This is a genomic window from Promicromonospora vindobonensis (genome assembly GCF_042685865.1).
GTDB classification, from domain to species: Bacteria; Actinomycetota; Actinomycetes; order Actinomycetales; family Cellulomonadaceae; genus Promicromonospora; species Promicromonospora vindobonensis.
Genome location: NZ_JBHUOG010000001.1, coordinates 171,001 through 186,870 on the forward strand (window position 1 = coordinate 171,001; position 15,870 = coordinate 186,870).

At 73.0% G+C, this 15,870-nt stretch carries 17 protein-coding genes; 8 read left to right on the forward strand and 9 right to left on the reverse strand.

The features are described 5' to 3' along the window. The first annotated feature begins 21 nt into the window (after window positions 1–21). Window positions 22–474 carry a GNAT family N-acetyltransferase gene (locus tag ACFS27_RS00825; protein WP_377179372.1) on the forward strand — a complete coding sequence of 151 codons (453 nt, stop codon included), beginning with the start codon at window positions 22–24 and terminating at the stop codon, window positions 472–474. Continuing rightward, window positions 471–998 carry an O-acetyl-ADP-ribose deacetylase gene (locus ACFS27_RS00830; RefSeq protein ID WP_377179374.1) on the forward strand — a complete coding sequence of 176 codons (528 nt, stop codon included), beginning with the start codon at window positions 471–473 and terminating at the stop codon, window positions 996–998. Before ACFS27_RS00825 ends, ACFS27_RS00830 begins: the two co-directional genes overlap by 4 nt. Window positions 999–1,008: 10 nt before the next feature. On the opposite strand, the gene ACFS27_RS00835 is transcribed toward ACFS27_RS00830, so the two are convergent. Both ACFS27_RS00835 and ACFS27_RS00840 read right to left on the reverse strand, forming a co-directional pair. Further along, the gene (locus tag ACFS27_RS00835; protein WP_377179376.1) at window positions 1,009–1,677 is read right to left on the reverse strand and encodes a response regulator; all 669 of its coding nucleotides are present in this window, start codon (window positions 1,675–1,677) and stop codon (window positions 1,009–1,011) included. Continuing rightward, a complete protein-coding gene (locus ACFS27_RS00840; RefSeq protein ID WP_377179378.1) occupies window positions 1,674–2,489 on the reverse strand; it encodes a sensor histidine kinase in 816 nt (271 codons plus the stop codon). The genes ACFS27_RS00835 and ACFS27_RS00840 overlap by 4 nt, the downstream gene beginning before the upstream one ends. 217 nt (window positions 2,490–2,706) lie before the next feature. Between ACFS27_RS00840 and ACFS27_RS00845 the strand changes: the two genes are divergently transcribed. From ACFS27_RS00845 to ACFS27_RS00855, 3 genes are read left to right on the forward strand one after another with little or no spacing between them, the layout of a single operon-like run. Further along, the gene (locus ACFS27_RS00845) at window positions 2,707–4,068 is read left to right on the forward strand and encodes an FAD-binding oxidoreductase (protein WP_377179380.1); all 1,362 of its coding nucleotides are present in this window, start codon (window positions 2,707–2,709) and stop codon (window positions 4,066–4,068) included. Continuing rightward, on the forward strand, window positions 4,065–5,039 hold the full coding sequence (locus ACFS27_RS00850) for an ATP-binding cassette domain-containing protein (RefSeq protein ID WP_377179382.1): 975 nt from the start codon (window positions 4,065–4,067) through the stop codon (window positions 5,037–5,039). Before ACFS27_RS00845 ends, ACFS27_RS00850 begins: the two co-directional genes overlap by 4 nt. Next, entirely contained in the window at window positions 5,036–5,857 is an 822-nt protein-coding gene (locus tag ACFS27_RS00855; protein WP_377179384.1) for an ABC transporter permease, read from the forward strand. Before ACFS27_RS00850 ends, ACFS27_RS00855 begins: the two co-directional genes overlap by 4 nt. A 1-nt stretch (window position 5,858) precedes the next feature. On the opposite strand, the gene ACFS27_RS00860 is transcribed toward ACFS27_RS00855, so the two are convergent. The 3 genes from ACFS27_RS00860 to ACFS27_RS00870 are packed head-to-tail and all read right to left on the reverse strand — an operon-like array spanning window position 5,859 to window position 8,568. After that, on the reverse strand, window positions 5,859–6,548 hold the full coding sequence (locus tag ACFS27_RS00860; RefSeq protein ID WP_377179386.1) for an HAD hydrolase-like protein: 690 nt from the start codon (window positions 6,546–6,548) through the stop codon (window positions 5,859–5,861). A gap of 20 nt (window positions 6,549–6,568) precedes the next feature. After that, on the reverse strand, window positions 6,569–8,143 hold the full coding sequence (locus ACFS27_RS00865) for a multicopper oxidase family protein (protein WP_377179388.1): 1,575 nt from the start codon (window positions 8,141–8,143) through the stop codon (window positions 6,569–6,571). Further along, the gene (locus ACFS27_RS00870) at window positions 8,140–8,568 is read right to left on the reverse strand and encodes a hypothetical protein (RefSeq protein ID WP_377179390.1); all 429 of its coding nucleotides are present in this window, start codon (window positions 8,566–8,568) and stop codon (window positions 8,140–8,142) included. Before ACFS27_RS00870 ends, ACFS27_RS00865 begins: the two co-directional genes overlap by 4 nt. Window positions 8,569–8,687: 119 nt before the next feature. Here ACFS27_RS00870 and ACFS27_RS00875 point away from each other — a divergent pair, with 119 nt between their 5' ends. Both ACFS27_RS00875 and ACFS27_RS00880 read left to right on the forward strand, forming a co-directional pair. Then, window positions 8,688–9,848, forward strand: a complete 1,161-nt coding sequence (locus ACFS27_RS00875; protein WP_377179392.1) for a sensor histidine kinase — start codon at window positions 8,688–8,690, stop codon at window positions 9,846–9,848. Continuing rightward, window positions 9,845–10,501 (forward strand): response regulator, encoded by a 657-nt coding sequence (locus ACFS27_RS00880; protein WP_377179394.1) that lies wholly within the window; start codon window positions 9,845–9,847, stop codon window positions 10,499–10,501. The genes ACFS27_RS00875 and ACFS27_RS00880 overlap by 4 nt, the downstream gene beginning before the upstream one ends. Here the strand turns inward: ACFS27_RS00880 and fgd are convergent. Together fgd and ACFS27_RS00890 are read right to left on the reverse strand one after the other, a co-directional pair. Beyond that, window positions 10,488–11,489 (reverse strand): glucose-6-phosphate dehydrogenase (coenzyme-F420), encoded by a 1,002-nt coding sequence (fgd, locus tag ACFS27_RS00885; protein ID WP_377179396.1) that lies wholly within the window; start codon window positions 11,487–11,489, stop codon window positions 10,488–10,490. The genes ACFS27_RS00880 and fgd overlap by 14 nt on opposite strands. Window positions 11,490–11,650: 161 nt before the next feature. Then, complete coding sequence (locus ACFS27_RS00890) at window positions 11,651–12,484, reverse strand: SDR family oxidoreductase (RefSeq protein WP_377183560.1); 834 nt, start codon at window positions 12,482–12,484, stop codon at window positions 11,651–11,653. Between the two features lie 40 nt (window positions 12,485–12,524). On the opposite strand from ACFS27_RS00890, the gene ACFS27_RS00895 reads away from it, so the two are divergent. Then, on the forward strand, window positions 12,525–12,944 hold the full coding sequence (locus tag ACFS27_RS00895) for a MerR family transcriptional regulator (protein WP_377179398.1): 420 nt from the start codon (window positions 12,525–12,527) through the stop codon (window positions 12,942–12,944). Window positions 12,945–12,952: 8 nt separating this feature from the next. Here ACFS27_RS00895 and ACFS27_RS00900 read toward each other — a convergent pair whose 3' ends face one another. Both ACFS27_RS00900 and ACFS27_RS00905 read right to left on the reverse strand, forming a co-directional pair. Further along, entirely contained in the window at window positions 12,953–13,900 is a 948-nt protein-coding gene (locus ACFS27_RS00900) for a hydroxymethylglutaryl-CoA lyase (RefSeq protein ID WP_377179400.1), read from the reverse strand. Continuing rightward, the gene (locus tag ACFS27_RS00905; protein WP_377179402.1) at window positions 13,893–15,869 is read right to left on the reverse strand and encodes an ATP-binding protein; all 1,977 of its coding nucleotides are present in this window, start codon (window positions 15,867–15,869) and stop codon (window positions 13,893–13,895) included. The genes ACFS27_RS00900 and ACFS27_RS00905 overlap by 8 nt, the downstream gene beginning before the upstream one ends. Window position 15,870 lies beyond the last annotated feature (1 nt).

The following is a 15,870-nucleotide window of genomic DNA, read 5'->3' on the forward strand; positions in this document are numbered from 1 at the left end:
TCCGGTGGTTGACTCCAGCCCATGAACGACGTCTCGACCTACGAGTTCTCCACCGACCCTGACCGCATCGACGCCACCCGCGTGCACGAGCTCGTCTCCCGGCACACCTACTGGGCCAAGGACCGGCCGCGCGAGGTCATGGACACCGCCATCGCGGGTTCCCGGCCCTACGGCGTCTTCCACACCGGCACGGGCGAGCAGGTGGCGTTCGCACGCGTCGTGACCGACGGCGCGACGTTCGCCTGGCTCGCCGACGTCATCGTCGACCCCGCCCTGCGCGGGCTGGGGATCGGCAAGCTCCTGGTAGCAGGCGTCGTCGCCGACATCGAGCCGCTCGGGCTCCGCCGCACGCTGCTCGCGACCGCCGACGCCCACGGCCTCTACGAGCAGTTCGGCTGGGTGCCTGTCGACGACGGGTACACCTGGATGGAACGCCGGGGCCTGGGAGCCGGGGCCAAGGGGGTCGGCGCATGAGCATCTCCGTCGAGGTCGGCGACCTCACCCACGTGGAGGCAGACGCCGTCGTCAACGCCGCGAACTCCCTGCTCCTGGGTGGCGGAGGCGTCGACGGCGCCATCCACGCAGCGGCGGGCCCGCGCCTGCTGGAGGCGTGCCGCAGACTGCGCACGACCTCTCATCGGGAGGGCCTGGACGTCGGCGACGCCGTCGCCACCCCCGCGTTCGACCTGCCCGCGGCGTGGGTGATCCATACGGTCGGGCCGAACCTGCACCGAGGCCAGGACGATCCCGCCCTGCTCGCGTCGTGCTTCGCCCGGTCGCTCGACGTCGCCGCGGAGCTCGACGTCCGATCGGTCGCCTTCCCCGCCGTCAGCGCCGGCGCCTACGGCTGGCCGGTGACCGACGTCGCACGCATCGCCGTGCTGACCTGCCGCGGCTGGCTCGCAGAGCATCCAGCGAGCAGCATCGAGAACATCCGGTTCGTGGTCCTCGACGAACGGGCGCGGGAGGTGTTCGAGACCGCCCTGGACGCCGCGTGACGGACGGCGGTCAGTCCCGCCGCGCCCGGGGCGAGACGAGCCCCGCCTGGTAGGCGAGCACGACGAGCTGCGCGCGGTCCCTGGCGTGCAGCTTGGTCATCGCGCGGCTCACGTGGGTCTTCACGGTGGTCGGACTGAGGACCATCCGTTCGGCGATCTCGTCGTTGCTGAGCCCGTGCGCCACCAGGGCCACCACCTCCCGCTCCCGGTTGGTGAGCAGGTCGAGCCCGCGCCCGGAGAGCACGTCGGGCGGGCGGGCCACGAACTCGCTGATCAGCTGCCGGGTGACCGACGGTGAGAGCAGCGCGTCCCCGCGAGTCACCACCCGGAGCGCCTGCAGCAGGCTTGCCGGGTCGGTGTCCTTGAGCAGGAACCCCGCAGCGCCGGCGCGCAGGGCCCGGAACACGTGCTCGTCCAGGCCGTAGTTCGTCAGCATCACGACCCGCACGTCACACAGCCGGTCGTCCTGGACGATACGGCGCGTCGCCTCGATGCCGTCCAGCACCGGCATCTGCACGTCCATCAGCACGATGTCGGGCCGATGCTCCAGGGTTGCGGCTACGGCCTCCTCGCCGTTGCCCGCCTCGGCGAGGACGTCCAGGTCGTCCTCGCTCTCCAACAGTGCTCGGATACCGGAGCGGATCAAGTGCTGGTCGTCGACGAGGACCACCGAGATCATGGCGGGCCCTCTGCCGCGGGGCCACCCGCAGACCCGCCGGACCGTCCGGGCCGGGGACCGGTCGGCAGCTCGGCCACCACCGAGAATCCCGCCGTCGGCCCGGGGCCTGCCCGCAGGTTCCCGCCCAGCGCGGCGACCCGTTCCCGCATCCCGATCAGTCCGTGCCCCGGGACGGGCGGCTGCCGTGACGCCGACCCGTCGTCGTCGACCTGAACCTTCAGGAGACCGGCGCCGTACCTGAGCCACACCCTCGCCGTCGCGGTGCCCGCATGCCGGCCGACGTTGGTCAGCGACTCCTGGACCACACGGTAGGCCGTCTGGTCGACGTCGGGCGGCAGCGGCGTCGGCGTCCCCTCGACGGTGACGGTGATCGGCAGCCCGGACGAGCGCGCCCGGTCGACCAGCGCGGGAAGCCGGTCCAGCCCCGCGCCGCCGCCGTCGTCGTCGCGGCGCAGGGCGTCGAGGGTGGACCGGAGCTCCCTGGCCGCGTCCGTGCTCGCCTCCTGGATCGCGAGCAGTGCGGCAGCGGGCTCCTCGCCACGCTTGCGGGCGAGATGCGCCGCCACACCGACCTGCACGTTGATGACCGAGATGCTGTGGGTCAGCGAGTCGTGGAGCTCGCGCGCGATGTGCAGCCGCTCCTCGACAGCGCGTCGCCGGGCGACCTCGTCACGGGTGCGTTCCGCCTCCTCCGCCCGCTGCTCCACCTCGCGCACGTGCGCGCGCCACAGCACGAACGTCACGGTGGCCACACCCGCCGTGGCGAGCCAGCCCGCGGCGTAGAAGCGTCGCCAGCCCAGATCAGTGCGCATGGTCGTCGAGCCTATGGCGGGTCGCCCACCGCACGCATCCCCCGGTGGGCGTACCCCCGGGAGTACTCCAGGGGTAGTAGCCCGTGCGCCGCCCTACATCCGTGCCGGTAGCCGCAGGTGTCACCCGCCGGACGACGACATCCCGCCGCGTCCGGCGAAGGATCGGGATCGGTCGAACCCGACCAGCGATCGAACCCGACGACCGAGGAGCTACCCCGTGAGCGATCAGCCCCTGAGGAACCACCTGCGCGGCGACGTCCTGCTACCCGACGACGACGGATACGCCGCAGCGGCGACCACCTTCTTCGCGAGCGGGAAGCCGGCGCTCGTCGTGCGGCCGCGCGACGCCGCGGACGTCGCGGCCGCGATCAGCCATGCGCGACGGGAGGGTCTGGCCCTCTCGGTCCGGTCCGGCGGGCACGGCCTCCAAGGGTCGGCGACGAACGACGGCGGCATGGTCCTGGACCTGAAGCACCTCGACACCGTCGAGCTGATCGATCCCGACGGCGCCGACCCGGACGGCCGGCGGGTGCGGGTGGGCGCCGGCGCCTGCTGGGGCACCGTCATGCGGACGCTCGCCCCGCACGGGCTCGGCCTCACCGCCGGTGACACGGCGGACGTCGGAGTCGGCGGGCTGACGCTCGGCGGCGGTATCGGCTGGCTGGTCCGCGCGCAGGGTCTGGCGATCGACCGGCTGGTGGCAGCCAGGGTCGTCACGGCCGACGGGCGCGTGCTGCGAGCCGACGCGGACGAGCACGCCGACCTGTTCTGGGCGATCCGGGGCGGTGGCGGCAACTTCGGGGTGGTCGTCAGCTTCGACTTCGTCGCCGAGCGGGTGCCGCTGGTGCACTTCGGCACCATCACCTACCGCCCCGACGACCCCGCACGGCTGGTGACGGCCTGGCGCGACCACCTTCGCACAGCGCCCGAGTCCCTCACCAGCACCCTTGCCCTGGTCCCGCCGATGGTCGGCGGACCGGCGTCCGCCACGGTGACGGTCTGCTACGCGGACGACGCCGAGGGTCCGCTGCGGGCCGTCGCCCCGCTGCGGGACATCGGCGAGGTGCTGACGGACGACGTCCGGGTGATGCAGTACACCGACGTCCTCGCGAGCGCGCACCAGCCGCCACCCGGGCGTCTGCTGTCCCGCAACACGCTCGTCCCCACCCTGGACGACGACGTGGTCGACGCCACCGTCGCCGCCTACCGGAGCGGGATCTCCACGGTGCTGCGCAGCCTCGGCGGCGCGTTCGGCCGGGTGCCGGCCGACGCCACCGCGTTCGCGCACCGGGAGGCGGAGGCGATGATCGTCGGCGCGGCCTTCCTCCCCACCGACGCCACCGACGCCGACGCCGACGCCGCACTGGCCCCGTGGGCCGCCGTCGCCCGCCACGGGACCGGCGTCTACCTCAACTTCCAGGGCTCGGACACGCCGGACGACCTGGCGGCCGCCTACCCGCCGCGGACCTATGCCCGCCTGGCCGCCGCGAAGCGCCGCTACGACCCCGAGAACCTCTTCGCCCGGAACCACAACGTCGCGCCGAGCGACCGCCCGGCCACGGAAGGAGCGAACCAGTGAGCTACGCGTTCGAGGCCGAGGGCCTGGTCAAGCGGTACGGGCGTACGACGGCGCTGGCCGGCATCGACCTGCACGCCCGCCGCGGGACGGTCCTCGGCGTGCTCGGACCCAACGGCGCCGGCAAGACCACGGCCATCCAGATCCTGGCGACCCTGCTGGAGCCGGACGCCGGGCGTGCGACGGTCGGTGGGCTCGACGTCGTCCGTGACGCCGCGCTGGTGCGCCGCAGGATCGGGCTCACCGGCCAGTACGCCACCGTCGACGAGGACCTGACCGGTGCGGAGAACCTCGTGCTCCTCGGCAGGCTGCTCGACCTGCCGCGCGCCGCCGCACGCGTCCGCGCGACGGCGCTCCTCGCCGAGCTCGGGCTGACCTCCGCCGGCGGTCTGCGGGTCTCGGCGTACTCAGGGGGCATGCGACGCAGGCTCGACCTCGCCGCGGGCCTCATCGGCCGGCCCGAGATCCTGTTCCTCGACGAGCCGACCACCGGCCTCGATCCAGGCAAGCGGGAGGACCTGTGGGCGACGATCCGGTCGCTCGCGGACGACGGCGCCACCGTGCTGCTCACCACGCAGTACCTGGAGGAGGCCGACGCCCTCGCCGACGAGATCACCGTGATCGACCACGGCCGGGTGATCGCGCACGACACCCCCGCCGGGCTCAAGCAGCTCGTCGGTGGCCGGACCATCGTCGTGCGCCCGACGAACCCGGACCGGCTGGGCGCCGCGGCCCGCGTGGTGGAGCGCGTGACCGGGCGACCCGTCGAGCACCAGCACGGCGGCGTCCTCACCACACCGGCCGACGCCACGCAGCACTTCACCGACGTCGTGGGCGCCCTGGAGTCCGCGAGGATCGACGTCGCCGAGCTCGCGCTCCGGCTGCCGAGCCTCGACGACGTGTTCTTCAGCCTGACCGGCGTGACCGGTGTCACCGGCCGGACGAGCCTGACCGAGACGAGGGAGACAGCATGACCGAGACAGCCACCCGGCCGACGGCCGGTCACCGGACCGTCGCGACCGCACCGCGGCCATGGCCACTGTTCCGGCAGGGCTTCGCCCTCGCGGGGCGCAGCCTCACCAAGACCCGGCGCAACCCCGGCGTGCTCCTGGACGCCGTGATCATGCCCGTCATCTTCCTGCTCATGTTCGTCTACCTGTTCGGAGGCGCCGTCAGCGGGTCGTCCCAGGAGTACCTCCAGTACGTCTTCCCGGGCGTCCTCGTGCTCACCACGATCCTGACGGGGCAGGTCTCGACCGGGCTGAGCATCGTGCTCGACCTGAAGAAGGGGGTGTTCGACCGGTTCCGCAGCATGCCGATCGCCCGCTCGGCACCGCTCCTCGGCTCGGTGCTCGGTGACGCCGTCCGCTACCCGCTGGCCGTCGCGATGCTCTTCGGCCTCGCCTACGCGCTCGGCTTCCGGGTCGAGACGGACCTGGCGTCCGCCCTGGGGGCCGTCGCCCTGGCCATCGGGTTCGGCTTCGCGCTCAGCTGGCTGACGGTGCTGGTCGCGGTGCTGGTCCGCGACGAGAACCTGGTCAGCACCGTCGCGTTCCTGCTGCCGTTCCCGCTCGTGTTCGGCACGAGCATGGCCGCGCCGGCCGAGACGATGCCCGGCTGGCTCCAGGCCTGGGCCGAGGTCAATCCGGTGAGCCACGCGATCGACGCGAGCCGCGCCCTGCTGCTCGGCGGTCCCGCCGCCGAGCCCGTGACGATGACCCTGCTGTGGGGCGGTCTCGCCCTCGTGGTCCTCGCCCCGCTCGCCGCGTGGGCCTACCGGCGGCGCATGTGAGTCAGCTCGCGAGCAGCTTGCGCAGCTCGGCCGGCGTCGTGGCGATCGCAGCGGCGCCGGCGGCCTCCAGCTCGCCGGGTGCCGCGTAGCCCCAGGTCACACCGATCGTCGGGATGTCGTGGTGAGCGGCAGCGTGCACATCGTGCTCGCGGTCGCCCACCATGACGACCTGGCCGGCATCCGCGCCGAGGGCCACCGCGTGGGCCAGCGCGCGCTCGACCACGACCTCCTTGCCCTCCACCAGGCCGGCCGCCTCGCCCGCTGCGCCGTGGACGCCGTCGAGGCCGCCGGTCAGGTACCCGTCGAGCCCGAAGTGCTCGACGATCTGCCGCGCGTAGTGCTCCGGCTTGGCCGTGGCGACCAGGAGCGTCACCCCTGCCTCGCGCAGCTCCGCGAGCGCCTCGGGAAATCCGGGCACGACGGAGTTGTCGAACATGCCGTGCTTCTCGAAGTCGCGCCGGTAGGCGGCGATCGTGGTGGCGGCGTCGGCGTCGGACAGGCCGATGGCCGTCATGCTGGCACCCAGCGGCGGGCCGACGAAGGTCCGCAGGACGTCGTCGGTCGGGACGTCGAAGCCGGCGTCGGCGAACCCGACGCGCAGGGACGCGATGATGCCGGGGGCCGAGTCGGTCAGGGTGCCGTCGAGGTCGAGCAGGACGTGCGTGATGCGGCGAGGTAGCGAGAGGGTCACCGGACGAGCGTGCCACACGTTCAGTGGTGCCCCTGGTGCGCGTCCACGCCGCCGCTCCCGGTGCGCTGCCCATGGCTGGGTGGCGCCCCCGCCTCCTGCCCCGGTCCGACGACGACGAGCTGGCCCATCATCCCTGCGTCCTCGTGCATGAGCATGTGGCAGTGGTACATGTACGGCATGTCGGGGTCGGCGTAGTCGTCGAAGCGCATGAGGAGCCGGTAGTCGCGTCCCGACTCCAGGTAGACGGTGTCCTTGCGGCCCGTGAGCTCGGGCGGCGGGGCGTCGCCGTCGATGCTCAGCACCTCGAACTGCACGTCGTGCACGTGGAAGCTGTGGGGCATGGGCACGGTGCTGTGCACCTCCCAGACCTCGGTGCTGCCCAGCTCCGCCACCTCGTCGATGCGGCCCATGTCCATCGAGCGGCCGTTGATCCGCTTCTCGTCCAGCTCGAAGGTGCGGGTCACCGACGCGTCGGCCTCGTGCAGTGCGTCGGCCGTCGCGTGCTCCGAGGCACCCCACGCGGGCTTCGGCGAGGGGGCCAGCTCGTCGGCGGCACGCAGCTCGAGCACGTCGAACGCGTCGTTGGCCCCCATCGCGAACGGCGCCGCGACACTGCCGAGGTCGGCCTCGACCGAGCGCAGCCGTGTGGTCTCCCCCTGGCTCATCGTGACGACCACCTCGGCGCGCTCGCCGGGTGCGAGCCGGATGTCGTCGATCGGGACGGGTGCGTCCAGCAGGCCGCCGTCGGTCGCCACCAGGTCCATCTCGCGGTCGGCGAAGCCGAGCTGGTAGGTACGCGCCGTCGAACCGTTGAGCAGGCGCAGCCGCACGCGTTCGGTGGTGACCTCCTGGTAGGCGCCCACGGTGCCGTTCGTCATGACGACGTCGCCCAGCGTGCCCGGCTCGCCGCCGTCGTCCTTCAGCTCCAGCTGCCCGTCGTCGTCGAGGACCTTGTCCTGCACGATGACCGGGACGTCGTCGACGCCGTAGGTGCTGGGCAGGTCGGCGGTGCGCGACGCGTCGTCGTCCAGGAGGAACAGGCCGGCCAGGCCGCGGTAGACGTGCTGCTCCGTGGCGCCGTGCGGGTGCGGGTGGTACCAGAGGGTCGCGGCGGGCTGGTCGATCTCCCAGGTGGGGCGCCAGGTGGCGCCCGGGTCGACCTCCTGGTGCGGTCCGCCGTCCATCGCGGCGGGCAGGTGCATGCCGTGCCAGTGCACGCTGGTCGGCTCGTCAAGATCGTTCGCTACCTCGACGGCCACCCGCTCGCCACGCTCGGCGCGCAGGGTCGGGCCGAGGTGGGAGCCGTCGAAGCCCCACGTCCGTGTCTCGACGCCGGGCCGGAACTCGGTGACGCCCTCCTGCGCCGTGAGGGAGAAGACGCGGGTGCCGTCCACGACCTTCGACGGCGCCAGCGGCGGGATCGCGAGCTCGTTGGTGAACTCGGTCTCTGCGACGGGGGTGACCGAGCCGGGGACGAGCGCGCACCCGGCGAGGGCGCCGCCGGTAGACGCGAGCATCGCCACCGCGGCGACGAGGGACCGGACGCTCCGGCGCGCTCGGGTCGGGGGTGCCCCGGGCGCAGCGACGCGGCTCATCGGCCGGACCCGCGCAGCCGCTGCACGCCGGCGGCGGCCAGGCCCGCCAGTGCTCCCCACATCGCGTCGAAGAGCAGCGCGGGAACGATGGTCCACAGCGGTCCGCCACCGGGGCCGCCGAAGCCCCCGAGCACGGGGACCAGCAGCGCGACGGCGTGGGCGACGAGCCCGTAGGCCACGCCCGTGAGCGTGAGCGTGAGCACCGGCCGGGGCACCCGACCGAGGCCGACCACCCCGATCCAGACGACGGCGGTGATGCCGATGATGGTCAGCGCCCTGGGTGCGCCGGTGCCGAGGGCTCCGGTGAGGCCGGTCAGCGGCCAGAGCAGGGCCAGCGCGGCGAGGCCGCCGACGACCGCCCAGGGGACGGGGACCGGTGCGGACCGGTGCGGGGTCGGCTGAGCGGGAACGTGTGGTGAGGTCATGTCTCGACGGTGCCGGTCGGGGGCGGGGCTCCGCATCGGCCCTGGATCGTCTCCTGGTGTCGCCTGGAGGCGACACCGACCCTGATGCCTCGGCGCCGCGCGGTCCGTAGGGTGACGGTGTGCCAGAGCAGAGCGCGGTCCCGCGAACGGTCGACCCCCGCGTCACCGACCTCGCCCTGGGGCTCGCCATGTCGCTATCGGTCGCGGTCGTCATCGCTGCGGACCCCGACGCCGTGCGGCACGCCGGACCCGGGGCGTACCTCTTCGCGGTGGGTTTCGGGGCGCTGGTCCTGGTACGGCGCCGGGCGCCGCGCACGGTCCTCGTGGTCACGGTGCTGGCCGTGTTCGTCTACTACATCTTCCAGTTCGCGCCCATCGGCATGGCGCTGCCCGCGATCGCGGCGCTGTACTCGGCGGCGGAGATGCGGCACACCGCCTGGGCGATCGGCGCCGGAGCCACCCTGGTGGCCGTCGCGACGTACTACCGGACGGTCGGCAACACCCCTGAGGAGCAGCTCGCCCCGTACGACCTCGTCACGAACGTCGCGCTCGCGGCGGCCGCGATCGCGCTGGGCGTGGCGGTGCGGCTGACTCGCGAGGCGCGGGTCCACGAGGCCCGCGCCGCCGAGCAGCGGCTGCAGGCGGAGCGCCTGCGCATCGCGCGCGACCTGCACGACGTCGTCGGGCACAACCTGTCGGTGATCGCGCTGCACTCCGGCGTGGCCGCCGAGGCGGTGGGGCGGGACGACGACGCGGCACGGGGCGCGCTCGAGCACGTGCGGAAGGCGACGTCGGGCACGCTGCACGAGCTGCGCTCGACCGTCCGGGTGCTGCGCGGGCCGGTGGGCGGAACGCCCGGCGCCGCTGAGGCGAGCGCACCCGCGCCGACCGGGCTGGCCGGTGTGGACACGCTCGCGGACTCGGCACGGGCGGCCGGGCTCACGGTCGACGTCACGCTCGACGTGCCGGACGGTGCCCTCGACGGTGCCATCTCCGCGGCGGCGTACCGCGTCGTGCAGGAGTCCCTGACGAACGTGCTGCGGCACGCCCGGGCCACCCGTGTGACGGTCTCCGCACGGGTGGCCGGGGACCGGCTCGCCCTGCGCGTGTCCGACGACGGCCTGGGCGCCGGTGCGGACCTGGTACCCGGTTCGGGGCTCGCGGGGATGCGTGAGCGGCTGGCCCTGCTCGGCGGCGGCCTCACCGTCGGCGACGCACCCGGCGGCGGCTTCCTCGTGACCGCCGACCTGCCCCTCCGGCTGGAGACGGGAGAGCCATGATCCGGATAGTCCTGGTGGACGACCAGGAGCTCGTGCGTGCGGGCCTGCGGGCCCTCGCGGAGAGCGATGGCGACATCGAGGTCGTCGGGGAGGCAGCCGACGGGCGCACCGGCGTGTCCAGGGTGCGGGAGCTGCGGCCCGACGTCGTGCTGATGGACGTCCGCATGCCACGCCTGGACGGGCTGGCCGCCACCCGCGAGATCGTCGCCGACCCCGCGCTGGCCGACGTCCGGGTGCTGATCCTGACCACGTTCGACGAGGACGAGCACGTGTTCGACGCCATCCGGTCCGGCGCGGCCGGCTACCTGCTCAAGGACGTCGCCCCCGCCGAGCTGCGCCGCGCCGTCCGCGTGGTCGCGGCGGGCGAGGCGCTGCTCGACCCTGGCGTGACGGCCACGGTGCTGCGCGCCGTCGCCGCGGGCCCGGCGCCCCGGTCGGGCGACGACCGGCTCGCCGGGCTCACGGAGCGCGAGCGCGAGGTGCTGCAGCAGCTGGGCCGGGGGCTCACGAACGACGAGATCGCCCGCGAGCTCTACCTCAGCCCTGCCACCGCACGCACCTACGTGAGCAGGCTGCTCGCCAAGCTCGGCGCGCGTGACCGCGCGGCGCTGGTGATCCTCGCGTACGAGACGGGCCTGGTCAGAGCTCCCTGAGCCGCGGCAGGACGTCCTCGCTGAACTGGGTGAGGAAACGCTCCTGGTCGTGGCCGGGGCCGTGCACCACGAGGTGGTTCAGACCTGCGTCGACGTAAGGCTTGATCATCTCGACCGCCTGCTCCGGGTCGGACGCGACGATCCAGCGCTTCGCGACCTGCTCGATCGGCAGCTCGTCCGCCAGGCGCTCCATCTCCGTCGCCGAGTGGACGCTGTGCTTCTGCTCCGGCGTCAGCGAGAGCGGCGCCCAGAACCGGGTGTTCTCCAGCGCGGTGGCGGCGTCGCGGTCGTAGGAGATCTTGATCTCGATCATCTTGTCGACGCCCGCGACGTCGCGTTCCGCCTTGGCGGCGCCCTCGGCGACCGCGGGCAGCAGCTTCTCCGTGTACAGGTCCATGCCCTTGCCGGAGGTGCAGATGAAGCCGTCACCGGCACGGCCGGCGTACTTCGCGACGAGCGGGCCGCCCGCCGCGATGTAGACAGGGACGGGGTTGTCCGGCCGGTCGTAGATGTTGGCGCCGACGAGCTCGTAGTAGTCGCCCTTGAAGTCGACCGTGTCCTCGGTCCAGAGCGCCCGCATGAGCTGTACCGCCTCGCGCAGCCGCGCGAACCGCTCCTTGAACTCCGGCCACTCGCGGCCGGAGACCGCGGTCTCGTTGAGGGCCTCGCCCGTGCCGACGCCGAGGATCACGCGGTTCTCGGTGAGCAGGGCGAGGCTCGCGAACGTCTGCGCGATGACGGCGGGGTTGTAGCGGAACGTCGGGGTCAGCACGCTCGTACCGAGCTGGATCCGCGAGGTCCGCTCCCCCGCGGCAGCGAGCCAGGCCAGCGCCGACGGCGCATGACCACCCTCGTGCCGCCACGGCAGGAAGTGGTCGGAGACCATGGCGCTGTCCAGTCCCACCTCCTCCGCGCGTACTGCGAGCTCAACCAGCTCGCGCGGCCCGAACTGCTCGGCGGACGCCTTGTACCCGATTTTCAGAGTCACGTCTGCGACCCTACGCTCGATCGCCGACGCGCGAACCCCAGCGTCGCGCACGTCACATCTGTCCTGTTCAGGCGCCCACAGGCACTCCTCATCGCCGAGGCCGGCCATGTGCTGAGCCGGCTCCTCACGGTGCATCTCCAGGTCGGCGTTCGGGGCGCCGGTCACACGGCTTGGAACGAGCCGCCGTCGATACGGAAGTCCGAGCCGGTGATCCAGGCGGCTTGGTCGGAGACCAGGAAGGCGACCAGGTCGGCGACCTCGGCAGGTTGCCCGGGACGTCCCAGGGGAATGCCGCCGATCCATTCCTCGAGCATCTGCGCGGTGGGGTCGCTGGGGGCGTGCGCGGACTGGGCGAGCAGCGCGGAGATTGCGTCATTGGCGATCAGTCCGGGGGAAACCCTGTTGACCCGGACACCGCGTCCGGCGAACTCGTTGGCCAGCGCCTTGCTGTAGGTCGACAGTGCCGCCTTCGCCGCCTGGTAGGGGACGTCTGGGCCGATCGGGAGGTAGGCGCCCACCGAGGTGACGTGGACGATCGCGCCGCTGCCTCGCGCGATCATCTCCGGGAGCACCGCGCGGTCAAGGCGGACCGAAGCCAGCAGGTTCAGCTGGAGTGTCTGTTCCCAGATCGCGTCCGAGGCCGTCAGCACTCCGTCAGGTGGCGGGGTACCGGCGCCGACGTTGTTGATCAGGACATCGATACCGCCGAGCAGATCGGTCGCGGCGGTAGTCAACTCAGCGCAGCCGTCTGCCGTGCTGAGGTCGGCCGGGACGAAATGCACTGCGGGCGGTAGGTCCCCGGGATCCCTTCTGGCCGCCGCGACGACCGTCGCGCCGGCGACAGCGAGCCGGGAGGCGACGGCGCGGCCGATGCCTTTGCTGCCACCGGTGACAAGGACGCGGCGCCCGCGCAGGCCACCCAGCTCGTGGGCTGTCGTCGTGATCGGTGAGGACTCCGGTGCGGTAGGCATGCCCGGAACGTTAAACTGTGACACCAGTGTCAAGGTCAACATCGGAGACGTTCGGAGGAGCGCGGTGCGGATCGGAGAGCTCAGCGCGGCCACGGGCGTGAGCCGTCGCTCCTTGCGCTACTACGAGCAACAGGGCCTGCTGCGAAGCTGCCGCACAGCCAACGACTACCGGGAGTACGAGCCGGACGCGGTAGAGCGAGTCGCCTTCATCCAAGACCTGTTCAGCGCGGGCCTGTCCTCGCAGATCATCCGTGACAGCCTTCCGCCGGCCGGACACACGCGCACGGAAGCGGACTGCTCAGCACTTCTCACCCGTGTCCGTGAGGCTCGGGACGAACTTGTCCGGCAGGAGCTGCACCTGGCACAACGCCGGAAGACCCTCGACAGCTATCTTGCCGGTGAGGCGACACCCCGTGGCGAGCCGCACCCCAGGCATCACGATCACGATCTACAGCTGAAGCACCACACGCCTCACGACTTCTGAACCACGCTTCAGGGCCGCAGCGCCTGCAGCACCCGGCTCGGCGAGGGGCGCCCCAGATGTCCCTCCAGCCACGTCCCGGTCTCCACCAGTCGCGGCATGGACACGCCGGTGGTGATCCCGAGTCCGTCCAGCATCCAGAGCAGGTCCTCCGTGGCGAGGTTCCCCGTGGCCGACTCCGCGTACGGGCACCCGCCGAGCCCGCCCGCCGACGTGTCGAACGTCGTCACGCCGTGCCGGAGCGCGGCGGCGACGTTGCCGAGCGCCTGGCCGTAGGTGTCGTGGGCGTGCAGTGCGAGCACGTCGTCGGGGAGCCCGGCGGCGTTCAGCGCGTCCAGGAGCGCGACGACGTGCCCCGGCGTGCCGACGCCGATGGTGTCGCCGAGCGAGAGCTGCTCCGCCCCGAGGTCCATCAGCCGCTTGCCCGCCGTGACCACCTGCTGGATGGGCACGTCGCCCTCCCACGGGTCGCCGAAGCACATCGAGACGTACGCCCGCACCCGCATCCCCGCCGCACGGGCCCGCTTCATGACCGGCTCGAACATCGCGTACTGCTCGTCCAGGGAACGGTTCAGGTTCCGGCGCGCGAACGTGTCGGTGGCGCTGGCGAAGACCGCGACGTGCCGCAGCCCCAGGTCGAAGGCACGCTCCAGGCCCCGCTCGTTGGGCACGAGCACCGGCAGGTCGCGGGCGTGGTCGCCGATGCGCTCCACCAGCGCGGCGAGCACCTCCTCGGCGTCGGCCAGCTGCGGCACCCAGCGTGGGTGCACCAGGCTCGTGGCCTCCACGTACGGGAGACCGGCGTCGAGCAGCCGCTCGACCAGGCCGACCTTCACCTCCGTCGGCACGATCGCCTTCTCGTTCTGCAGCCCGTCGCGCGGGCCCACCTCGTAGATGGTCACGCGGTCCGGCAGGCTCAGGTCGGGCACCACCTGGGGGTGGCGGAGCTGCTCAGCCATCTGTCGCCTCCGGTTCGTCGGCCGGTCCCACCTCGAAGAGCACCTGCCGCGCCGCGACCTGGTCGCCCGCCCCGGCGCGGACCCGTACGACGCCGTCCGCCGGCGCAAGGAGCGCCACCTCCATCTTCATCGCCTCCAGCACGCCGAGCGTCTGCCCGGTGGTCACCAGGTCGCCGTCGCGCACCTCGACACGGGCGAGCGTGCCGGGCATCGCGGCGAGGACCACGCCGTCGGACAGCTCGGCCGCCCCGACGCTCGACGCACCCGGCCGGACGAACCGGAACGTGTGCCCGCGCGTGCTCACCTCCACCGACCGGGGACCGACGTCGACGGCGAACCGCGCGGTGGCGCCGTCGAGCGCGAGCAGCCCGTCACCGACGGCCCGGCACGAGGTGGGCGGCTCGCCCTCTCGCCGCACCTCGCCCCTGGCGATACTCACGCGGAGCACGGCGTCGTCCAGCTCGACCCAGGTGTCGGCGGGCGGGCCGCCGAGGCGCCAGCCGTCGCCGCCGTCGGGCACCGCCGCCGCCGCGACGGACCAGGCGGCCGCGACCAGCGCGGGCGCCGGGTCGGGTGCCGGCATCGGGTGGGTGTCGAGCCACGCGGTGTGCACCTCGCCGTCGCGGAAGGCGTCGGAGTCCGCGAGCGCCCGCACGAAGCCGGTGTTGGTGACCAGGCCGCCGATCGCCGTGGCGTCGAGCGCGTCGACGAGGCCGCGCCGGGCGGTCTCGCGGTCCGCGCCGATGGCGATGACCTTGCCGACCATGGGGTCGTAGGCGGCCGGGACCACCGTGCCGTCCTCGATGCCGGCCTCGACGCGCACGTGCGAGCCCTCGGCCCACCGCACCCGGGTGGCGGTCCCGGCCTGCGGCAAGAACCCGCCGAACGCGTCCTCGGCGTAGATCCGCGCCTCGATCGCGTGGCCGACGACGGCGACGTCGTCCTGGGTAAAGCCCAGCTCCTCCCCCGCCGCGACGCGGAGCTGCTGCTCGACGAGGTCGATGCGCTCGCCGCGCACGGTGACCACTTCTTCGGTGACGGGGTGCTCGACCTGGAGGCGGGTGTTCATCTCGAGGAACCAGGCGCCGTACCCGCTGGTCGAGCCTGTCGGGGGACCGACCTCCACCAGGAACTCCGCCGTCCCGACGCCGGTGTACCCGGCCTCGCGGGCAAGGCGGACCGCCCAGGCGTGCAGCGCGTCGCGCAGGGTCGGGTCGAGGTCGGGCGCCGGCGCCTCCTCCAGGACTTTCTGGTGGCGGCGCTGGGCGGAGCAGTCGCGCTCGTGGAGATGGAGCACGTTGCCGTGCTCGTCGGCGAGGATCTGCACCTCGACGTGCCTGCCGCGCTCGATGTAGCGCTCCAGCAGCAGGGCGTCGTCGCCGAACGCGGCGGCGGCCTCACGGCCTGCGGCGGCGATCGCGGGTCCGAGCTCGTCCTCTCCGCGGACGATGCGCATGCCCTTGCCGCCGCCGCCTGCGGCGGCCTTGACAAGGATCGGGAAGGGGAGGTTGCCCTGGGCGGCGAACCACCCGCCTCGGACGTTGCCCAGCGACCGTAGTACGGGGACGCCCGCCTTCCCGGCAATCTCCCGGGCCGTGTCCTTGCGACCCATGGCGTCCATGGCCTCGGGGGGCGGCCCGACCCAGGTCAGCCCTGCGCCGATGACGGCGCGCGCGAAGTCGGGCTGCTCGGACAGGAACCCGTAGCCGGGGTGGACGGCGTCGGCGCCGGTCTCCTTCGCTGCGGCGAGCAGCGCAGGGACGGACAGATACGACGCGGTGTTGGTTGCTGCGGACGGCGCAGCATCGAGCCGGACGGCGACGTCGGCGGCGCGGGTGTGGGGGGCGGTGCCGTCGACGTCGGAGTAGACGGCGACGGTGCGCAGCCCGAGGCGGCGCGCGGTGCGGATGATCCGCAGGGCGATCTCGCCGCGGTTGGCGATGAGCAGGGTATGGATCGTGGTGGGCATG